This is a genomic window from Sphingopyxis sp. 22461, from assembly GCF_052044915.1.
Taxonomy (GTDB): Bacteria; Pseudomonadota; Alphaproteobacteria; order Sphingomonadales; family Sphingomonadaceae; genus Sphingopyxis.
This window is the reverse complement of the sequence record NZ_JBQENY010000012.1, coordinates 78188-99284: the sequence shown is the minus strand read 5'-3', so window position 1 is coordinate 99284 and position 21097 is coordinate 78188. Positions and strand designations below refer to the sequence as shown.

14 protein-coding genes are annotated in these 21097 nt (G+C 64.8%); 9 read left to right on the top strand and 5 right to left on the bottom strand.

Translation table 11 applies throughout. The annotated features are described in order from the left end of the window. Positions 1-38 precede the first annotated feature (38 nt). The 4 genes from ACTJI5_RS19325 (at position 39) to ACTJI5_RS19310 (ending at position 7323) form a co-directional block, all read left to right on the top strand. Positions 39-1748, top strand: a complete 1710-nt coding sequence (locus tag ACTJI5_RS19325) for an alkaline phosphatase family protein (RefSeq protein ID WP_440861450.1) — start codon at positions 39-41, stop codon at positions 1746-1748. 16 nt (positions 1749-1764) lie between these two features. After that, positions 1765-3318, top strand: coding sequence for a carboxylesterase/lipase family protein (locus tag ACTJI5_RS19320; protein WP_440861449.1), 1554 nt, complete (start codon positions 1765-1767; stop codon positions 3316-3318). A gap of 3 nt (positions 3319-3321) precedes the next feature. Next, on the top strand, positions 3322-4947 hold the full coding sequence (locus ACTJI5_RS19315) for a carboxylesterase/lipase family protein (RefSeq protein WP_440861448.1): 1626 nt from the start codon (positions 3322-3324) through the stop codon (positions 4945-4947). A 735-nt stretch (positions 4948-5682) separates the two neighbouring features. Beyond that, positions 5683-7323 (top strand): hypothetical protein, encoded by a 1641-nt coding sequence (locus tag ACTJI5_RS19310; protein ID WP_440861447.1) that lies wholly within the window; start codon positions 5683-5685, stop codon positions 7321-7323. A 145-nt stretch (positions 7324-7468) separates the two neighbouring features. Here ACTJI5_RS19310 and ACTJI5_RS19305 read toward each other — a convergent pair whose 3' ends face one another. Beyond that, positions 7469-9013 (bottom strand): serine hydrolase, encoded by a 1545-nt coding sequence (locus tag ACTJI5_RS19305; protein WP_440861446.1) that lies wholly within the window; start codon positions 9011-9013, stop codon positions 7469-7471. A 473-nt stretch (positions 9014-9486) separates the two neighbouring features. On the opposite strand from ACTJI5_RS19305, the gene ACTJI5_RS19300 reads away from it, so the two are divergent. After that, a complete protein-coding gene (locus tag ACTJI5_RS19300) occupies positions 9487-10647 on the top strand; it encodes an aminotransferase class I/II-fold pyridoxal phosphate-dependent enzyme (RefSeq protein ID WP_310252020.1) in 1161 nt (386 codons plus the stop codon). 100 nt (positions 10648-10747) lie between these two features. Here the strand turns inward: ACTJI5_RS19300 and ACTJI5_RS19295 are convergent, their stop codons facing one another. Then, the gene (locus ACTJI5_RS19295; protein WP_058536654.1) at positions 10748-11227 is read right to left on the bottom strand and encodes an Lrp/AsnC family transcriptional regulator; all 480 of its coding nucleotides are present in this window, start codon (positions 11225-11227) and stop codon (positions 10748-10750) included. Positions 11228-11321: 94 nt separating this feature from the next. Between ACTJI5_RS19295 and ACTJI5_RS19290 the strand changes: the two genes are divergently transcribed. After that, positions 11322-12551: an amino acid aminotransferase gene (locus tag ACTJI5_RS19290; RefSeq protein ID WP_440861445.1), complete on the top strand. Its 1230-nt coding sequence runs from the start codon at positions 11322-11324 to the stop codon at positions 12549-12551. Continuing rightward, positions 12548-13849 (top strand): fumarylacetoacetase, encoded by a 1302-nt coding sequence (gene fahA, locus ACTJI5_RS19285; RefSeq protein WP_440861444.1) that lies wholly within the window; start codon positions 12548-12550, stop codon positions 13847-13849. The genes ACTJI5_RS19290 and fahA overlap by 4 nt, the downstream gene beginning before the upstream one ends. A 14-nt stretch (positions 13850-13863) precedes the next feature. On the opposite strand, the gene ACTJI5_RS19280 is transcribed toward fahA, so the two are convergent. The 3 genes from ACTJI5_RS19280 to leuC are packed head-to-tail and all read right to left on the bottom strand — an operon-like array spanning position 13864 to position 16807. Beyond that, positions 13864-14760 (bottom strand): alpha/beta fold hydrolase, encoded by an 897-nt coding sequence (locus ACTJI5_RS19280; RefSeq protein ID WP_440861443.1) that lies wholly within the window; start codon positions 14758-14760, stop codon positions 13864-13866. After that, a complete protein-coding gene (leuD, locus tag ACTJI5_RS19275) occupies positions 14757-15371 on the bottom strand; it encodes a 3-isopropylmalate dehydratase small subunit (RefSeq protein WP_440861442.1) in 615 nt (204 codons plus the stop codon). The genes ACTJI5_RS19280 and leuD overlap by 4 nt, the downstream gene beginning before the upstream one ends. Beyond that, a complete protein-coding gene (gene leuC / locus ACTJI5_RS19270) occupies positions 15371-16807 on the bottom strand; it encodes a 3-isopropylmalate dehydratase large subunit (protein WP_440861441.1) in 1437 nt (478 codons plus the stop codon). The genes leuD and leuC overlap by 1 nt, the downstream gene beginning before the upstream one ends. A gap of 101 nt (positions 16808-16908) precedes the next feature. Between leuC and ACTJI5_RS19265 the strand changes: the two genes are divergently transcribed. Further along, a complete protein-coding gene (locus ACTJI5_RS19265) occupies positions 16909-17826 on the top strand; it encodes a LysR family transcriptional regulator (protein ID WP_310252003.1) in 918 nt (305 codons plus the stop codon). A 165-nt stretch (positions 17827-17991) separates the two neighbouring features. Then, entirely contained in the window at positions 17992-21006 is a 3015-nt protein-coding gene (locus ACTJI5_RS19260; protein ID WP_440861440.1) for a TonB-dependent receptor domain-containing protein, read from the top strand. Positions 21007-21097 lie beyond the last annotated feature (91 nt).

Here is a 21097-nt window from a genome sequence, read left to right as displayed (position 1 = left end):
CGATTGGGACGACCCGGCGCCACACGCGGGAGGTTCGCATGACCAAGAAATGGATCGCGGCTGCGGTCAGCGCCATCGCCATGGCCGCATTTTCGGCGACACCCGCCGCCGCCGAGGAAACGCCCGGCAAACCAAAGCTGGTCGTCCTGATTTCGATCGACCAGTTCTCGGCCGATCTGTTCAACGCGAGCCGGGGCGAATTTCAGGACGGGCTCGCCAGGCTGGCGCAGGGCATCGTCTATTCGAACGGTTTTCATGCGCAGGGCGTGACCGAAACCTGCGCGGGCCATGCGGTGATTGCTAGCGGCCGGCATCCTGCTGCGACGGGGATTATCGCGAACCAATGGTACGATCAGCGCGCCGGGGTCGATCGCTATTGCACCGACGATGGCGTCCATGTCGCCGCACGCGCCAGCCGCAAACTCGGCACCGGACCGGCGATGCTCGAGGTGTCGACGCTCGGCGACTGGCTCAAGGCCGCCTCGCCCGCCAATCGCGTCTTTTCAGTCGCGGGCAAGGATCGGTCGGCGATCATGATGGGCGGCCGCCATCCCGACGGGGCGTTCTGGTTCGATGGCAAGCAGGGATTCGACACCTGGGGCACCGATGCTGAGGACGCGCAGCGCCGCCTCGCGCCGCTTGCAAAGCTCAATGCCGGGTTTGCGCGGCGGCTGAAGGCCGCACCCGCCTGGACCTACCGGCGCGAAAGCTGCCGCGTACGCGAGGCGGTGATTCCCCTCCCCGGCGGCAAGAGTTTCCACGCGCACCTGCCGCCCGATCCGCCGGCCGCGATCCCCGGCCGCCCGCCCGCGAGCGGCGCGGCGCTGCCGCCCTGGTTTTATGACCAGATCACAATCGACGCGGCGATCGACCTGCTCGACGGACAGAAGCTCGGCCAGTCGTCCGGAACCGACCTGCTCGCGGTCGGCCTGTCGGCGACCGATATGGTCGGCCATGCCTATGGCACGCAGGGACCCGAGATGTGCGACCAGATGGCCCGGGTCGACGAGGCGGTCGGTCGCCTCCTCAAACGGATCGCGGAACTGAAGATTCCCGTCCTCGTCGCGCTCACCGCCGACCATGGCGGCGGCGACATCCCCGAACGGCTGGCGGAGCGCGGCTATCGCGATGCCGGGCGGATCGATGCCGCCGCGCTGCTCGCCGATCTCAACGCGGCGGCGCGCGCCGCGACAGGCGTCGACTGGAACCCGCTGCGTCCGGCGTTCTTCGACCCGACGCAGCTTGTCGTCGTCGACGCCGGCGGGCAGTCGCTCGCCGATACCGCGCTCAAGAACCGCATCGCCGAAGCGACCGCGGCGCGCGCGCTCACCCGGCCGGGCATCGCTGGTGCCTGGACGGCGGCGCAATTGCAGGGGCGGAAACCCGACCCGCGCCTGTCCCCCGACCTGCTGCCGGTCGCCGACCGCATGGCGCTGTCCTTCTATCCCGGGCGTAGCGGCGACATATTGCTCGCGACCGACCCGCTGAAGATCGCCGCGCCGCCGCTCCCCGGCCTGTTCATGATGGGCCATTCGGGCCCCAGCGACTTCAACCGGCGCGTCCCCATCCTCTTCTGGTGGCCCGGTGTGGCGCATCAGGAACGCGCCCTGCCGGTACAGGTGGCCGATGTGGCGCCAACACTTGCCGCCGCCATACGGGTCGCGCCGGACGGTCCGGTCGATGGAGAATGCCTCGAGCTCGGCGGAACGGGGACAGGCTGTCCCCTTCCGGCAGCATCGCGGCGATAATGTGAAAGGACAGACAATGCGGATATTCCCCACCGTCGCGCTCGCGCTGGCGCTCGTTTCTCCCGCGATGGCGGCCGACACCGCGCCGCAGCCGGTCGTCGACACGCGTAGCGGTGCCGTGCAGGGCGTCGCCGAAGGCCAGAGCATCGCCTATCGGGGGATTCCCTATGCCCTGCCCCCCGTCGGCGATCTGCGCTGGCGCGCGCCGCAGCCCGCCGATCGCTGGACCCAGGTTCGCGTCGCCGACCAGTACGGCCCCGATTGCATGCAGATTCCCTTCAAGGCCGATGCCGCGCCGCTGGGGGTGAAGCCGTCCGAGGACTGCCTCTATCTCAACGTCTGGACCCCGGCCGAACGGTCGCGCAAGAAACGCCCGGTGATGGTCTGGATCTATGGCGGCGGTTTCGTCAACGGCGGCAGCTCGCCGCCGGTCTATACGGGCCGGTCTTTTGCCGAATCGGATGTGGTTTTCGTCAGCTTCAACTACCGGCTCGGCCGTTTCGGCTTTTTCGCCCACCCGGCCCTGAAACGCGAAGCCGCTGGCGCGCCGACGGGCAATTATGCAATCCTCGACCAGATCGCGGCACTGAAATGGGTGCAGGAAAATATCGCGGCCTTTGGCGGCGATCCCGGCAACGTCACCATTTTCGGTGAATCGGCCGGCGGCATGTCGGTACACGCGCTGACGACGACCCCGCTTGCGAAGGGACTGTTTCACAAGGCGATCTCCATGTCGGGCGGCGGGCGCGATCTGATGGGCCCGCTGCGCACCGCGACCGAGGCCGAAGCGATCGGCGCCGGCTTTGCGCGGGCAAAGGGGATAGAGGGCGATGAGGCCGGCGCACTCGCAGCGCTTCGCGCCCTGCCGGCCGACAGCGTGATGAGCGGGCTCAACCTGATGAGCCTGTTCGGCGCGAAGGATTTCACCCCGCTCTATGCCGACGGACAGATCGTGCGCCGGTCGATCGATGCGGCCTATGCCGCCGGAGACGGCGCAAAGATTCCGATGGTCATCGGCGCGAACGATGCCGACGGCTTCTTCTTCGGCGGGGGTGTCGATCAGGCCTATGCCCCGCTGGCAGCGGTGCGGGCAGAGGCCGAGCCGGTCTATGACCCCGAAGCGCGCAAGGACGCGATGCGTATCGGCATCGCGGTTTCGGCGGACACGATGTTCCTCGAACCCGCGCGGCACGTCGCCCGGATCATCGCGGGGCGCGGGCAGCCCGTCTTCACCTACCGCTTCGGCTATGTGCCCGAATATCTGCGCGCCAAGATGCCGGGCGCCTTTCATGCCAGCGAACTGCCCTTTTTCTTCGGCACCGTCGACGCCCGGCACGGCGCCGCGACGTCGCCCGCCGATCGCGCGGCGGCGCGGCTGGTACAGGATTATTGGGTCAATTTCGCAAAGACCGGCGTGCCGTCGGCAACGGGCGGCGGGCACTGGTCGCCCGGCGGCGTGGCTGCCGACACCATCATGACCTTCGACGCGGCCGGCGCCCGCGAAGGTCCCGACCCGATCCGCTCGCGGCTCGACTTCGTCGAGCGCGTCGTGGCCGCCAGAGCGCCCTGACCGGTGCGCCCGATTCCGATGCGCTTTCTGTCGCATCTCGCCGCCCTGACCGGCGCTCTCTTGTTCGCGCCGCCCGTCGCGGCGCAAGAGGTGGTGGCGAAGGTTGAAAGCGGCGAGATCGGCGGAACCGTCGACAACGGCGTCGTTCGCTTCCTCGGCGTCCCCTATGCCGCACCGCCCGTCGGCGAACGGCGCTGGGCCGCCCCCGAAGCGCCGCCGCCGTGGTCCGGGCGGCGCGATGCGAAGGCGCATGGCCCCGGCTGCGTCCAGACGATCACCCCCGGCGGCTTCGGTCCGTGGACCCGCGAATATGTCGCGCCGGCCCCGGTTTCGGAGGATTGCCTCACCCTCAACATCTGGGCGCCGGCGGAGCATGACGGCCGGCCGCTGCCGGTGATGATATGGATTCACGGCGGCGCCTTCATGTCGGGGTCGAATGCGGTTCCGATCTATGACGGCGCGGCGCTGGCGCGGCAGGGCATCATTGTCGTGTCGATCAACTATCGCCTGGGCGTCTTCGGCTTTGCCGCCTTTCGCGACCTCGCGGGCGATCCCGGCGGCGGCGCCAATTTCGGGTTGCAGGACATATTGGCGGCGCTGCGCTGGACGCAGCGCAATATCGCCGGCTTTGGGGGCGATCCCGGACAGGTGACGATCGCCGGTCAGTCGGCAGGTGCCATGGCCGTCCATATGCTGCTCCTCTCGCCGAAAGCGGACGGACTGTTCGCGCGCGCGATCGCACAAAGCGGCATTGTCGAAACCCCGCTCCCTGATCGCATCGAAGCCGACCGCCGCGGCGCCGACCTGCTCGCCCGCGCGAGGCTCCCCGGTATCGCAGCGCTGCGGCACCTGCCGGCGGATCGGGTGATGGCGCTGCTCGAAACCGGCCCGCTCGCCGGCGCTGGAGATGTCGGCGGCATGCCGCTGCTCGGCCCGATCGTCGACGGATCGATCCTGCCCGGACAGGTTGCCGCGATGGAAGCCGCGGGCCGGCGGCGCGCCGTGCCGGTAATGGTCGGGCTGAACGCCGACGAAGGCGTGTTGAGCCCCGGTTATTTCCGCGCGGCGCCTGCGGATGTGCGTGCGCTCGCCGCCCGGATCGCGGGCGACGCCGGCGCCGATGCACTACTGGCGGACATCCCGCTCGATAGCGAGATGACGGCGCTCGCCGCGCGCCGGCAACTGACCCGCCTGTACGGCCTGGCATCGCTTGTCGACTGGGCGCGCATGCACCACGCCCCCGCCTTTGCCTATTATTACACCCATCCCGAACCGGGCCCGGGACAGGAGATGTTCGGCGCGTTCCACTCGGCCGAAATGCCCTACACTTTCAATTCGTTGAGAACCTCGCCCGACCGCCCCTTCACGGAATACGACCGCTCGGTTGCTGCGACCATGTCGCAACTATGGGCAACTTTCGTGAAGCGCGGCGACCCCAACGGCCCGGGTTTGCCACAATGGCCGGAGTTCGCGAACAGGTCAGGCGGCGTGATGGAACTGGGCGCACATTTTGCGCCATACCGAACCGAGGAGCAGAAGCTGCACCTTGTGCTTGGCAGATTCGCCATTGGCCCGGGACGGTCAATCTTCGGCATCGAAAGCTTCGTGGAAACGTCACGGGACCGATGATTCGACAAAGATGCGCGTTCAAATCGACTTACGGCATTTGTCCGCGAAAGGCCTGAGGCTAAGGTGCCGATCGTGAAAGCGCCGAGGCTCGAATGTAGCCGAATGTCTTCGAATTTGAGATTTGGTCGAATCGTGAATTTTTTCTTTGAATTTCAAAAGTTTATTTTTTGACGGACCGCTGCTGGGTCATTCCGGACCAAATATTTTTGTCCATTATTTTTCAATTTGTTATGTCTAATTGAACAATTGAGTGGGAGTGGCGGTATCAATCGATATCAATCGACTACAATCGGTGGGAGCACTTCGATTGCTCCGCTATCCGACCTCAGCCGCCTTAAGCATCGGTAATAACTAACAAATCCGACGAAACCCGCTTCACTCTGTCGGTTCGACGGGCGCAGTTCTGCGTTGGCGGATTTTGGGTGCGGGCGCCACCTTCGCGCGACCTTCCAAGCTGCTTTGGCGACGCTCTGCGATCCAAGCTTCGATCTCCTCCAAATCCCACACATCGCGGCGTGAGATTGAATCGACGCGGACCGCAATCGCCCCTCTTCCCGGCAGTTTCATTGATCCTGATTGGACAGCGACTAACTTCCCGTGCCGTTGTCGTTTCGGTTCACTTAAATGCCTCGCGCTCGACTTTTTCCCGATTGCCGCCCTCCACAATCCAAATTAGACATCGCTTCACCGCGGGGCGCCAAGCACTTGCGGAACAGGGGTTGGGGGCTGCACCGAATGAACGCGATCTTCGCCCGAGCGGGGCTAGTTGCGCTTGCGCTTGGGATTACCGTGTCCGCCCATGCGGGCGTGTCGGAGGATTTCTCCGAATGCGACGGGCTTAAGAAACCCAAGAGCAGCGACGACGGGATGCGGGGCGAGGCGACTTTCCCCTCCTACCGCTTCAGCGGTCGCGATGCGCCCAGCCAGACGCTGGCCGCGTGCGACCGCGTGCTAGAGAGCGGGAAACTCCTGCCCGAGCAGACACTGCGCCGCGCCCATGTGATGCGCGCCCGCGCTGCCGCGAAGCTGGAGCTCGGGGATGCCGCCGGTGCGCTCGCCGATATCGATGCCGCTCAAGAGGCTGGTAAGGCCTACGCCGGCGATTTCTTTTACGATCGCAGCATGGGCGTCTCGCTCGATCTGCTGCGCGCTCTTGCCCTGAACGAGACGGGCGAGCGCAAAGCGGCGCTGGCGCTGGCTGAAGCGGCGGCGGCCAAGCGCACCTATGCGCTCGAGGTGCAGCGTGTCGCAGGCATGCTCCGCGCCGCCAATGGTGACAAGCCGGCCGATCCGACGATCTGGCAGGGCCTCGCCCGCATCGATCCGGCTACTCGGGGCATCTTCTCGCAGTTCGCGCCCCAGTCCGGTAATCTCGCCGAACTGGCGGCCTCGGCTGGGACGCCTTCGGTGGCCATGCCTGCAGCGCCTTCGCTCAACGCGATGATGGCCAATGGCGGGAATATCGCGCCGCTACTGTCCGAGTGGTCGGCCCCCGTCAGAGGGGCAATGACCAAGGCCTATGCGCTTGCCGCCCATGGCCAACCTGCAGCCGCCCGTGCCTGGGTTGAGGCGACCCGCGCGGCGCTCGACGCCGCCGGTCCGGCAGGGAATTCACAGGGCGAAGAGGGCAAGCAGGCTCCTAAGGATATCGTTACCCTGTTAGTCGAAATGGCGCGTGCCGAACATTTCAAACCGTTGGCCGATCTGGTCGACGCCCGCATTGCCATCGCCGAGGGCCGGCTCGCCGATGCCGCCGCCGCGCTTCAGGGCAAGCAATTGCGCGCGACCCCGGTGACGGAAGAATTCCACGCCGCCTATGCCGCCGCGCGTAGTGCCAGCGCCCTGAGCGCACCCGATTTGCCTCCGCTGGGCCCCGCTGCCAAACGCGGTCCGGCGCGTCTCTCCGGAATGGCGGACGATCTTCTGATCCGCCCCGAATCGCAACGCAAGCTGATCGACTACGAAAAATCGCGCCCGAATATTCTCGGCGCGCTGGTCGGCGCGGCGTTTTCGATGGGCACAACGTTGCTCGGGGGGATCGACCGCACGGCGGGATTCCGTTCGACCCCGAACGATGACGGTTCGATCAAGGTCGAATATACCGGTAATACCACCTCTGGACCGGTGGTTCAGGAAATGACTCTACTACGGGCGGCCGAACTCGCGCGCGAGGCGGGCAAGTCGCATTTTCACGTCGTCGGGCGGAACGATTACCAGCGTTATCTCACTCAGACGATGAACGGCGTGCCGATGAACCGGACGCTGACTGGCTATAAGACCGAACTGACCATCCGTCTGCTGGGCGAAGGCGAAGCCGACGCGCTCGACGCCGTCGCTGTAATCGATGCGCTGGGGCCGGTCTATTACGAAAGCTGAGCGTGGGTGCAGGACCGGGCTCAACAGCGCAGGCAAGAGCAGCACAAGGGCTCCAGAACTGGCCGGTAGCGGCCAGCCTGCTTATTGGCTTAGGAGATCATAAGCTGTCATCAAAGGTGGAAGATGGGCAGCCCTTCAAGAACGCCTATTCGCGTGCAAATTTGTCGCCGCCGAGTTCCAGAGTGGCAATCTCTCCATCCGGAGCGAAGGTGAACCCGACGGAGGTCTGACCGGTTATACTCCTCTGGCCAGGGCTATCCCACTGCGCCTTGAACATATCGTTGCGATCATGGTTGAGCACCGCCGTCGCCTGCGGACGTGCGAGCTTGAGCTTGCCGTCGGCCAGCGTGATTGCAATCTCACCGAGCAGGTCGCTCGAGTAGGTCCCGACATAGCGATCGAGCGGCAGTCGCGCGGGCGCAATCGTCACTGAACCCGACGTCGCCGCTGCCTTTTCACGCGCAATCCGGACCGCGTCATCGCTCTCCTGCTTCATGACAGCGCTGTGATCGGTCGCAGGACCGCCAAGGAAGGCATCCAGCACTCGCAGTTCCACGGCCGTAGCCAGCTTTGTGCGCAGGCCGTTGGTCAGCACAACCACGCCGAGCTTTCTTTCCGGTATCATCGCGACCATGCTCTGCATCCCGTCGATCGCGCCGGAATGCTGGACAATCTTTTGACCGCGATATTCCTGCATGCCCCAGCCAAGGCCGTATTCACTGAACTTGAAGAGTGCGTCGGTTCCTCCGCGCGGGACGATCTGACCGCTATGCATTTCCGCCAGCGTCGTGGAGGCGATCAGCCGCTTACCCTCGAACGTGCCGCCGCCTAGTTGCAGGCGCACCCACTGCGCCATGTCGCGCGCGCTGGAGTTGATCACGCCGGCGCCGCCGACATTGTCGATCATGCGATATTCGACCGGCGTCGCCTTGCCGTCCAGCAGCGCATGCGGGGTGGCAACGTTGGCCAGCCCCTTGAGGGCAGTGACACTGGTGTTGGTGCGGCGCATGCCCAGCGGCTCGAAGATGCGGCCGGCGATGAACTGGTCATAGCTGGTGCCGGTCACCGCGGAGACTATCTCGCCCGCCACGATGAACATCTCGTTCTGATACTGATACTGGTTACGGAAGCCGAGCGTCTCGGTCTGGAAGCGTAACCGCCGGATGATTTCCCGGCGGTCGAACCCCGATCCATACCAGAGCCCGCCGTTGGTAACGACGCCGGTACGATGCGACAGCAGATCGCGTACCGTCACGTGGCGGGTGACATAGGGGTCGTGAAGTTCGAACGACGGCATATAATCGTGCACCGCGCCGTCCCATTCGATCTTCTTATCATCCACCAGCATGCCGAGCGCCGCGGCGGTGAAAGCCTTGGTCGCCGATCCGATCGCGAAGACCGTATCGGCGTCGACCTTGCCGGGCTTGCCTGCTTCGCGGACACCGAAACCTCTGGAATACACAATCCGGTCATCCCTGACGATGGCGATGGACAGGCCGGGTACGTGCCACGCTTTCCGCGCGCTCTCGATATAAGCGTCGAGGCCGCCGAGCGCTTCTGCCGTCGTGGGTGATACCACGGGCGCTGGAACAGGCGTCTCCGCAACGGTCTGCGCGAATGCGGGACTGGCGAGCAGGACCAGACTCAGCGCGGGCAGGACGACATATTTCAATCGCTTACACGAGATCATGATGCATTCCCTTTTCGCCAAACAGAAGTTTCTAAACGGAGAATATTTTCGTATTTGGACATAATTGCCCCGAGAGAAAATTGTCAACGACTTCCCGTCGGCGCCTTCAGGAATTCGAACTAGCGCGGCCTGAGAGCTTTGGTTTTCCGGGAAATTGGCAAGAACTTATGCTTGCGAGCCCCTTGCGATGGGCGTGCCCGTCTGCGGTCAGGCCATTTGGTGAAATCGGGACGAGCGGACATCGGAGAATCCACACCCGATATGATAGTTGCTCCCTTGAAGCTTCGCTATCTCGCTATGACCCACCAAGGAACCAGTATGGACAGTCGGTGCGCTCGTCGGCACCGTCTCATCACGCTACGCAGGCACCCGCGCATCCGGTCGGCAAAAGAAGCAGCGTTGGATAATTATGCCGGTGTCCCTATCAGCCCGGCGTGAAGCATTAGTCGATATTCAAGTGGAGCAAGTTTTTCATGCCGGTCGAGATCGATCCCTTTCACGCCATCGCCATAAGCCGTCTCGCGCATCAGCTGCGAGCCGAGGGGCGGTCCGTGATTCATATGGAATTCGGCCAACCCTCGACCGGTGCTCCGGCAGCAGCGATCGAGACCGCGCACCACATCCTCGACGAGGATGGCATGGGCTATTGGGAAAGTCCGGGGCTCAAGGCGCGTATCGCGGCACATTATGGCGAAGCCTACGGGGTGTCCGTCAGTCCGGAACAGGTCATCCTCACGTGCGGCGCTTCGCCCGCCTTCGTCCTCGCACTCTCCTGCCTGTTTTCGCCTGGCGCGAGGGTCGCCCTGGCTCGGCCCGGTTATGTTGCCTACAGAAACACCCTCAAGGCGCTGCATCTCGAGCCGGTCGAACTCGCCTGCGGCGAAGCCGAGCGGTTCCAGATCACGGCCGACGCAGTCGAACGAATGGAGCCGGCGCCGGATGGACTGATCGTCGCGAGCCCTGCCAACCCCACCGGCACGATCATCCCGCCCGAGGAGCTTCGGGCGCTGGCGGCCGTCTGCGAGCGCCGTGGCATCGCTCTCGTGTCGGACGAAATCTATCACGGGCTGAGCTATACGCTGCCCGCCGAATCCATGCTGCAGCACGCGCCGGGCGCGCTGGTCGTCAACAGCTTCTCCAAATATTTCAGCATGGCGGGCTGGCGCCTTGGATGGCTCATCGTTCCCGAAAGCCTGATCGACGCCGCGCGCGCGCGAATGGGCAATCTGTTCCTGACGCCGCCCTCGCTCGCCCAGCACGCCGGCCTGATAGCGTTTGACTGCCGCGACGAACTCGAAGGCCATATCCATACCTATGCGCGCAATCGCGAACTCCTGCTCCAGGCCCTTCCTGAAATGGGCCTCCAGCGGATCGCGCCCCCCGACGGGGCTTTCTATATCTATGCGGATGTCGGCCATCTCACGAATGACAGCCTCTCCTTCTGCGAAGCCTTGTTGCGCGATACGGGTGTCGCCGTGGCTCCGGGACTCGATTTCGATCCGGTCGATGGCAACAGTTTCATACGCCTCAGCTTCGCCGTCTCGACCGACCTCGTCGAAGAAGCGATCCGGCGCATCGAACCATGGTTGACCGCCAGAGCGATCAGCGGTGCAGCCGCTCCTCTCGTCGAATGAAGCTCATACCAATCGAAGCCGGGAACGAGAGCGCCGCAGATGACCGTCGGAGCCCATAGAAATAGCCATTTCCCGAGGATGGTTGGGTATGGACAGATAATCATTCGCCCGGAAGCGGAACGGCTGTCTGATATTTGACCGCCCTGAGTGCGAAGTGCGACGCAGCCCCGGCGACCGCTTCATTTCTGAGCAGCCTTTGCATCAAAAACGCTTCGTAGTCGGCGACATCGGTTGCGACGACGCGCACCTGATAATCCCACTCGCCCGACATCGACAGGCATTCCATGATGCGATCCTGGTCCCGGACAAAATTTTCGAACATCGCGGTATGTTCGGCCGAATGGCTCTTGAGCCGGATATTGCAGAGGACGTTGACGCTCTGTCCGACCCGTGCCGCGTCGACGAGCCACACATTTTTCGTCAGCACGCCGGCCGCCTCGAGCGCTCTGACGCGGCGCCAGCACGACGGGCCCGTGCTTCCCACCCGCTCGGCAAGCTCGCCGTTGCTCTGCGCGCCATCGCGCTGCAATTCGCCGAGGATGCGACGGTCGAGCGAGTCGAGTTTGACAATTTCTTTCATAATACTGACAATATCTGAAATAGATTCACTTTCAAACATGCTATTTCCTCCAGTTTGAGAAGATTTTTCGCCGATTTATTGCGATATCTCGCGCATGAAACTCGACACCCCGCCCGCCCGCGCCATCTCGACCAGCCTGCCGTTCGATACGCTGGCTGCGCAGCCCGCCGACGCGTTGCTGAGCCTCATCGCGCTGTACCGCGCGGATGATCGGCCGCAGAAAATTGACCTCGGTGTCGGCGTGTTTCGCGACGATGCGGGTGACACACCCGTGATGCGCGCGGTGAAGGCGGCGGAGGCAGTGCTGCTCGAAACGCAGGTCACCAAATCCTATCTCGGGGCCGAAGGCGACGCCGCCTATACCGCGCTGCTCGCGGAGATCGTCTTCGGCGACCGGACGGCGGGCGAACGATTGAACGGCGTTCAGACGCCCGGCGGCACCGGCGCGCTTCGCCTGGGCGCCGAGCTTCTCGCGCGTGCGGGCCGCGAAGCGCAGGTCTGGATCGGCACCCCGACATGGCCCAACCATGCCCCCATCTTTGCCGAAGCGGGACTTTCGACGCGGAGCCACCGTTTCCAAGACGCGGCGTCGGGCCACATCGATTTCGACGCGATGATGGACGACCTTGCCGCGGCGCGGGCGGGCGACATCCTGTTGCTGCATGGCTGTTGTCATAACCCGACCGGAAGCGCCTTTACCTCAGAGCAATGGCGCGCCGTAGCCGATCTGTGCGCGGCGCGCGGGCTGATCCCGTTTATCGACCTCGCCTATCAGGGGCTGGGCGACGGGCTGGACGAGGATGCGGCGGCGACGCGGATGATCTTCGAAGCGCTGCCCACCGCGCTGGTCGCCTATAGCTGCGACAAGAATTTCGGCCTCTATCGCGAACGCGTCGGCGCGCTGTGGGTCCTGTCGGCGACCAACGCGATCGCCGACCGCGTCCGCACCAATATGCTCTCGCTCGCGCGCAGCCTCTGGTCGATGCCGCCCGATCATGGCGCCGCGATCGTCCGGACGATCCTCGAGAATGACGCGCTGCGTGCCGACTGGCGGGACGAGCTCGACACAATGCGCGCGCGCCTGAACGGCCTCCGCGCGGCGCTCGCCGCAACGCATCCGCGTCTGGCGGCGATCGCGGACCAGCGCGGCATGTTCGCGATGCTGCCGCTGACGCCCGAAGCCGTCGCGGCGCTGCGCGATGAGCATGGCATCTACATGGCCGGGAACGGACGCATCAATATCGCGGGCCTGCGCGCCGACACGGTGCCGGTTTTTGCGCAGGCGCTCCGGCCACACCTCGAAGCCCTGAACGGCAAGTCGTGACCCGCCCGCACATCGACGCGACGCACGATCCGGCGCGGACGAGCTGGGTCGCATCGGCGAACGGTCACCCTGACTTTCCGGTCCAGAACCTGCCCTACGGGATTTTCACGCCCGAGGACGGCGACCCGCGCGCCGGCGTCGCGATCGGCGACGCGATACTCGACCTTCGCGCCGCAGCGGCCGCTGGCCTGCTGCCCGGGCACGCCGCTCTCGCCTGCGACGGCGACACGCTCAACGCGCTGATGGCGCTCGCGCCCGCCGATCGTCGCGCGCTGCGCGAACGACTGAGCGCGATGCTGTCGGATCCCATGTGCGAGGCCGAACTGGCGCCGATGCTGCATGACGCAGCAAATTGTACCATGCATCTTCCCGCGCGGATCGGCGACTACACCGACTTTTATGTCGGCATCCATCACGCGAACAACGTCGGGCGGCAGTTCCGGCCCGACAATCCGCTGCTCCCCAATTATAAATATGTGCCGATCGGCTATCACGGGCGCGCTTCGTCGGTGCGCCCTTCGGGCGAGCCCGTCATCCGCCCGCGCGGACAGCGCAAACCTCCCGAGGCCGACGCCCCGATTTTCGAACCGACGCAGCGGCTCGACTATGAGCTCGAGCTCGGCGTGTGGATCGGCCAAGGCAATGCGCTGGGCGCACCGATCCCGATCGGCGACGCGGCGCGCCATATCGCGGGGTTGTCGCTGTTCAACGACTGGTCGGCGCGCGATTTCCAGGCATGGGAATATCAGCCGCTCGGGCCGTTCCTCGCCAAGAATTTCCATTCGACCATCGCACCCTGGGTGATCACGACCGAGGCGCTCGCACCCTTTCGTATCGCGCAGCCGCCGCGTCCCGAGGGCGATCCCGCGCCGCTGCCCTATCTGTGGGATGCCGACGATCAGGCGCATGGCGCGCTCGGCGTCACGCTCGAGGTTTTTCTTCTCACCGCCGGCATGCGTGCGGGGGGCGCCGAGCCCTTTCGCCTGAGCCGCGGCCCGGCGACGAGCATGTACTGGACGATCGCACAGATCGTCGCGCATCACGCCTCGAACGGCTGCAATCTGAACCCCGGCGACCTGCTCGGCACGGGGACGATATCGACTCCCGACCGCGAGGGGTTTGGCAGCCTGCTCGAGCTGACGACCGGCGGGTCGGAGCCCATCCAGATACAAGGCGGCGAGCGGCGCGGTTTCCTGGAGGATGGCGACGAGATCATCATGCGCGCGAGCGCGCAGGCGGACGGTTTCGTACCGATCGGCTTTGGCGAATGCCGCGCGGCCATTCTTCCCGCGCGCTGAGCGCTGTACCGGGCTCAGGTCAGAAACGCGCCCAGTTCGGCGAGCAACAATTCGGGCGTTTCTTCCTGCGGACTGTGACCGCACGGCAGCGCACGCCCTCGCACTTCGCGGGCCTTCGAACGCCAGCTCTCCATGACGTCGAAGAGCGTGCCCACCGTGCCATATTCGCCCCAAAGCAGCAGCAAGGGCGCCTCAATCCGGCGGTCATCGTCGGCGGCATCATGTTCAAGATCGATGCTCGCCGCGGCGCGATAATCTTCGCAGATCGCATGGCGCGTCGCGGGGTCGCGATAGCAGCGGCGATATTCGGCGACGACGCGCGGATCGAGCGAGCCTTCGACCTTGATCTGCCCGGCAAGATGACGGTCGAGGAAATGGTCGGGGTCGGCCGCGATCATCCGTTCGGGCAGGTCGAAAGGCTGGATGAGGAAGAACCACCAGAAATAGCGCGTCGCGAATTCGCGGTTCGTCTGCGCATACATCGTCGCGGTCGGCGCGATGTCGAGCAGCACGAGCCGCGCGACGCGGTCCGCGTGGTCGAGCGCCATGCGGTGTGCGACGCGCGCGCCGCGATCATGCGCGACGACATCGAAGCGGTCGAAGCCCAACATGGCCATCACCGCGACCTGATCGGCCGCCATCGCGCGCTTCGAATAATTCGCGTGCGTGGGATCGCCCGGCAGTTTTTCGCTGTCGCCATAGCCGCGCAGATCGGCCGCCACGACGGTGAAGCGTTTCGCAAGCTCGGGCACAACCTTATGCCAGGTCAGATGCGTCTGCGGGTGGCCGTGGAGCAGCAGCAGCGGGGGCCCCGAACCGCCGACTGCGGCACGGATGCGCACGCCGTCCGCATCGACGTCCTGCCAATGGAACCCCGGCATGAGTTCGGGATATTCGGGACTATTGCTCATCGCTCGGCACCCATAAGCCAGGGCTTGCGGCCGAGATAGGCTTTCTCGAACGCGCGGATGCGGTCGGCGTGCGTCAGCGTCTCGCCGATCCGGTCGAGCCCGAGCATCAGCGCGCGCCGCGCGGCGGGGTCAATATCGAAATCCGCCGCATAGCCGCCCATCGCGATGCGCTGCGCATCGAGGTCGACCGTCATCTCGCCTGCCCCGTCGCCCAGTTCCGCCATCAGCGCCGCGACCTGTTCGAGCGGCAGCGACAGAAGCAGCAGGCCGTTGTTCGCGGCATTGTCGGCGAAGATCGCGCCATAGGAGGAGCCGATGATGCCGCGGATGCCATATTGGAGCATCCCCCACACAGCATGTTCGCGCGAAGAACCACAGCCGAAATTGGGCCCGACGAGCAGGAAGCGCGTCTCCGCCATGTCCGCGCGGTTGAGGATGAAATCGTCCCGCACCGCACCGTTTTCATCGAAGCGAAGGTCGTGAAAAAGGCCGGCGGCGAGCCCCGAGCGGTCGATGCCTTTCAGAAACGCCTTGGGCATGATGACGTCGGTGTCGATATTGGCGGCGGGCATCGCGGCGGCGCGGCCCGACAGGCGGATAAAACGCTCCATCAGTCAAGCTCCTCCGCCGCGAGGTCTCGCACATCGGCGAGCCTTCCGGTAACCGCCGCCGCCGCGACCATCGCCGGGCTCATCAGGTGCGTGCGGCCGCCGATCCCCTGCCGGCCCTCGAAATTCCGGTTGGTGCTCGACGCGCAGCGTTCGCCCGGCGCGAGGCTGTCGTCGTTCATCGCGAGGCAGAGCGAGCAGCCCGAACGGCGCCACTCGAACCCGGCTTCGATGAAGATGCGGTCGATCCCCTCTTCTTCGGCGGCGCGGCGGACGCCACTGCTGCCCGGCGAAATCATCGCGCGAACGCCGGGTGCAACCTTGCGTCCCTTCAATATCCGTGCCGCATCGCGCAGATCGGTGAGGCGCGCGTTGGTGCACGAACCGATGAAGGCACGATCGATCGCGATATCCTGCAGCGGGGTGTGCGGCGCGAGGCCCATATAGGCCATCGCGCGGATCGCATCGGCGCGGCGTTCGGCGGGGAGGTCATCGGGATCGGGGACGATGCCCGTGATCGCGAGCGACTGGTCGGGACTGGTCCCCCAGCTCACCATCGGCGGAATGTCGCCGGCATCGAGTGCGATCTCCCTGTCGAACCGCGCGCCGGGGTCGCTGCGCAGCGTCTGCCATTCGGCGCGCGCCTGGGCGAGCAGGCCCGCCGACGGCGCGCGCGGGCACCCCGCGATATATTCGACGACCTTGTCGTCGGGCGCCATCAGCGCAACGCGCGCGCCGCATTCGACCGCCATGTTGCAGATCGTCATGCGCGCCTCGACCCCGAGCGCTGCAATCGCTTCGCCCGCAAATTCGACAGCATGCCCCGCCGCGCCATCGGCGCCGATCCGGCGGATCACCTCCATGATCAGGTCCTTCGCGGTGATACCGAGCGCCAGCGTCCCGTCGATCGTGATGTGCATCGTCCGGAGGCGGCGATAGACGAGCGTCTGCGTCGCCAGCAGATGCTCGATATCCGAGGTGCCGATGCCGAAGCCCACCACGCCGAACGCGCCATAGGTCGTCGAATGGCTATCGCCGGCGGCGATGACCATGCCCGGCAGCACCAGACCGAGCTCGGGCATCACGACATGCTCGATCCCCTGCCGCGGATCGAAGAGATCGAAGATTTCGATGCCGAAATCGCGGCCATTCTCGCCCAGATATTCGATCTGTCGCCGCGCGCCGTCGTCGAGTTCGCCCGCCTCGCGGTCGGGGTTGGTCGAATTGACATGATCGACGACCCCCAGCGATGCAGCGGGCCGCCAAGGCGCCCGCCCCGCGGCGCGAAGGCCGCTGAATGCCTGGGGGCTTGTATATTCATTGAGCACCGTTCTATCGACATAGAGCAATAATCGTTCGCCAGCTTCGCCGGATTCGTCGAAAGATAATATGCGGTGTTCGTCGACGATCTTGTCATAAAGCGTTTTTGGCGCCGACATTCTTCTACCCTTCCTGCGGTTTCGCGGGCCGGGATTACCGTCAGCGGTTCGGACGAAGCCAATGCCGGGACAGTATCAATTGATGCGACGAGTGGATTCAAATGGATATCATGTGGCTCGAGGACTTCATCAAGCTCGCTGATGAAGGCAATTTTTCCCGCGCAGCCGAAGCGCGCAACCTGACCCAGCCGGCGTTCAGCCGCCGCATCCGTGCGCTCGAGGACTGGGTTGGCGCGACGCTGGTCGATCGCGACACGCACCGCATCGCGCTGACCGAAGCGGGACAGGCGTTTCGCGTCCTCGCTGAAGAGATCATGCGGCGCCTGACGCTGGGCCGCGACCATGTCCGCGAAATCGGCGGCACGCTGAGCAATGAAATCCGTTTCGCCTCGACGCACGCGCTGTCGACAACCTTTTTCCCCGCATGGCTCCGCAGCCTCCACGGCGGACAGGAGGCCGGGACGATCACGCTGATCGCCGACAATATGGCCGCGTGCGAACGCTTCATGCTCGAAGGCAAGGCCGATTTCCTCCTGTGCCACCATCATACGGCGGCGCAGCATCGCCTCGACCCGGCGGGCTTCACCTCGCTCGCGCTCGGCGAGGATGTGCTGATGCCGGTCACCGCGCCGCTTGGCAACGGGGCACCCACGCACGTCCTGCCGGGCAGCGGCGACCAGCCGCTCCCCTATCTGGAGTTCGAGGAAAAATCGGGCATGGGCCGCATTCTGCAGGCCGCGCAGGTGATTTCGGCGGGTTCGGCATCGCTCCGCACCGTGTTTCGTTCGCATATGGCGACCGCGCTGCTGTCGATGGCGCGCGACGGGCGCGGCGTGTGCTGGGCGCCGCTCAGCGTCGCCGCCGCCGACCTTGAGAGCGGCCGCCTTGTCGCCGCGGGCGATGCGCGCTGGCACGTTCCGATCGAGATCCGCATCTATAAACCGATCGCGCGGCGCAGCCCGAGCGTCGAGGCTTTCTGGACGATGCTGAAGAACCGGTTGAAGGCCGAGGCCAGCTAGATCGCCGACGGCGTAATAAAACTGCGCAGGCGCCCCTCGCACCGCACGAATGATTCTATGTCGAACCGGCATTGGGATCGATGGCCGCATGTCCATAGACAGAATGGGCCCATGCACTAACCGACGAACGGACGGCTTTGGCAGGGTTCAGGGCGGAGAAAAAAAATGATCCAGGGACCGGCAACGGCGGAGAGCAGCAAGTTCAAGATTTCCACATCGCTTCTCGCGATTTCCCTTTTTGCGGGGCTGACAGGCGTGGCGGGCACCGCACACGCACAGGACACACCGGCACCCGCGCCGGACGACAGTGCGGCGACGGAGGGCGCCAGCGACATCGTCGTGACCGGGTCGCGCATCGGTCGCCCCGTCCTCGACTTGCCGACCCCGGTCGGCGTGGTGAGTTCCGAAACGCTCGGCGCGAACAACGCACAGTTCGACATCGGCCGCGCCCTTGCCCAGCAACCCGCGATCGGCTTTTCGGGCAGCATGCAGCAGAGCCAGCAGAGCGGTGCCTCGGGCTCGCGCGGCGAGAATAGCGGCGGCCTCGCCGTCGTCGATCTGCGCAGCCTCGGGTCAAACCGCACGCTCGTGCTCGTCAACGGCAAGCGCCGCGTCGCCGGCGCCACCGACAGCGCGGCGCTCGACCTCAATTCGATCAATCCCAATCTGATCGAACGCGTCGAAATCATCACCGGCGGCGCGTCGGCCATCTATGGCTCGGACGCGGTCTCGGGCGTCGTGAACATCATCACCAAGGACGATTTCGACGGCGTTCGCCTGTCGTTCAGCGGATCGCAGCCGGCGCGCGGCCCCGAAGGCTTCACCTATGGCGGAAGCATCGTCGCGGGGAAGAATTTCGCCCAGGGTCGCGGCAACATCACCGTCGCAGCCGACTATACGAAGGTGAAGGAAATCACCCCGCGCCAGGCCGACATGCGAAACAATGTCGCGATGATCAATCCGGCCGATACCGGGCCGAACGACGGCATTCCCGATCTGATCATCGTTCCCGGCGGCGAAGCCTTTCAATATTCGGGTTACGGCGCGGTGGGCCTGCGCGGCGACACGGGCGGCCTCGGTGCGTTCGTCTTCAACGATGACGGCACACCGCGCCGTGCGCCGACGCCGCTTTTCACCGACGGCAGCCTGTTCGGGAAATTCGACAATTGCGGACCGGCCTGCTTCCGCTTCGACGATTCGATTTCGATCGTTCCCGACATCGAGCGCTACAACCTCAACCTCAGCACCCATTTCGACTTCAGCGACAATGTGCGGGCCTATTTCGGCGCCGACTATAACAACACGTCGAGCTATGGACGCGGGCAGCCCGTGCTCCGCGCGGCACAGCCGATCAACATCGCGCAGAATGCATTCCTCAACGAGCCCTTCCGCCAGCAATTGCTGGCGGCCGGCGCGACGACGCTGGCTCTCGATCGCCTCTACACCGATGTCGGGCTGCGCTTTAGCCAGGTCGATCGCAACAGCCTGTCGTTCGTCGGCGGCCTCAAGGGCGAGTTCGAGACCGGCTTCTCCGATCTCCGCTACGACATCTATGGCACCTACGGCCGCACCAAGGCGAAGTTCATCGGCTACAACCGCATGCTCCTGCCCAATCTGCGCGCGGCGCTCGACGCCGTCGTCGATCCCGGTTCGGGGCAGATCCGCTGCCGCATGGACGTCCCCTCGCTTCAACCCGTCGGCTATGTCCGGCCCGCCATCGTCGGCAGCGGCCCCTGCGTGCCCTTCAATCCGTTCGGTTCGACCGCCAGCTCGCAGGAAGCACGCGACTTCGTCAGCACAACAACGGTGTCCAACGCCTTCGTCCGCCAGACGACGGCGGGCTTCTCGCTCTCCGGGGATTCGAGCAAGTTCCTGACCATGCCGGGCGGCGGGTCGATCGGCATCGCCCTCGGCGCGGAGTATCGGAAGGAACGCAACGGCCGGACCACCGATCCGCTGATCAAGGCCGGCGTGACCAATCAGGCGTCGTCGCAGGATTATGAGGGTGGCTATCATGTTACCGAACTGTTCGGCGAACTCAGCATACCCCTCTTGACCGACATGCCCTTTGCCAAGCTGTTGTCGGTCGAAGGCGCGGTGCGTCACGCCGATTATAGCCATGCGGGACAGGCGACCTCGTGGAAAGCGGGTGCGATCTGGGAGCCGGTCGACGGATTCCGTCTGCGCGCGACGTTGAGCCGCGCCATTCGCGCGCCGAACATCTTCGAAGCCTTCCGGCCGAGCGAGGGTCAGACGACCAACGTCAACGACCCCTGTTCGCAAAACAACCTCGGTCAAAACCCCAATCGTGCCGCCAACTGCGCCGCGCTGGGCCGTCCGGCGGGCTTCGTGCCCGTCAGCGGCGGGATCGGCGTTCCCTTCATCGTGTCGGGCAATCAGGATCTTCGCCCCGAAGTTTCGGACAGCTGGACGGCCGGCTTCGTGCTGACACCGAATTTCCTGCCCGGCCTCCAGATTTCGGCCGACTGGTTCGACATCAAGATCGAGGACGCGATCAGCTTCCTCAGCCCGCAAGCGATCGCCGAAAATTGCGTCGACCGCGCCGGCGGCCCCGATCCGGACCTGTGTGCGCTGATCACCCGCGACACGACCCCCGGCGCGAACTTCTTCAGCATCACCGGCGGTAGAAGCACCTATGTCAACACGTCGAAGCTGCAGACCTCAGGCCTCGACACGCAGGTATTTTACGCCCGCCCGCTGGGCGAGGGTCGCATCTCGGCCAACCTCGCCTTCACCTATCTGCATCGCCTGCGGACCTTCACCTTCCAGGCGCGGCCCGACCTCTACACCGTGCTCGAGGGTTTTTACGGTTACCCCAAATATAAGGGCGTCGTCGGGCTGAACTATTCTGTCGGCGGCCTGACGGTCGGCTGGCAGGGCCGCTATCAGTCGAGCCAGGCGCTGACGGACATCTCGCCGGGGATCAGCCGCGAGCTTTTGTCGCCCGACCGGACGGGTTCGCGCTTCTACAACGATATTTCGGCATCCTATACGCTGCCGATGAACGGGAAGCAGGAAGCCAAATTCTCATTTGGTGTTACCAATCTTCTCAACGAGAAGCTGCCGGTGATGGAATCGGTTCAGGTCATCGATCCGTCGGGGGGCGGCTTCGATCAGTTCGGACCGGTTATCCGTCTCGGGCTCGAAGTGAACTTCTGATTCCGGGCCGACAAGGTGAGGCTCGCGCCGCGTGCGCGGGCCTCATATTGTCTTAGTACAGCAATATGAATCCAGCCTGGCAGGAGGCGCA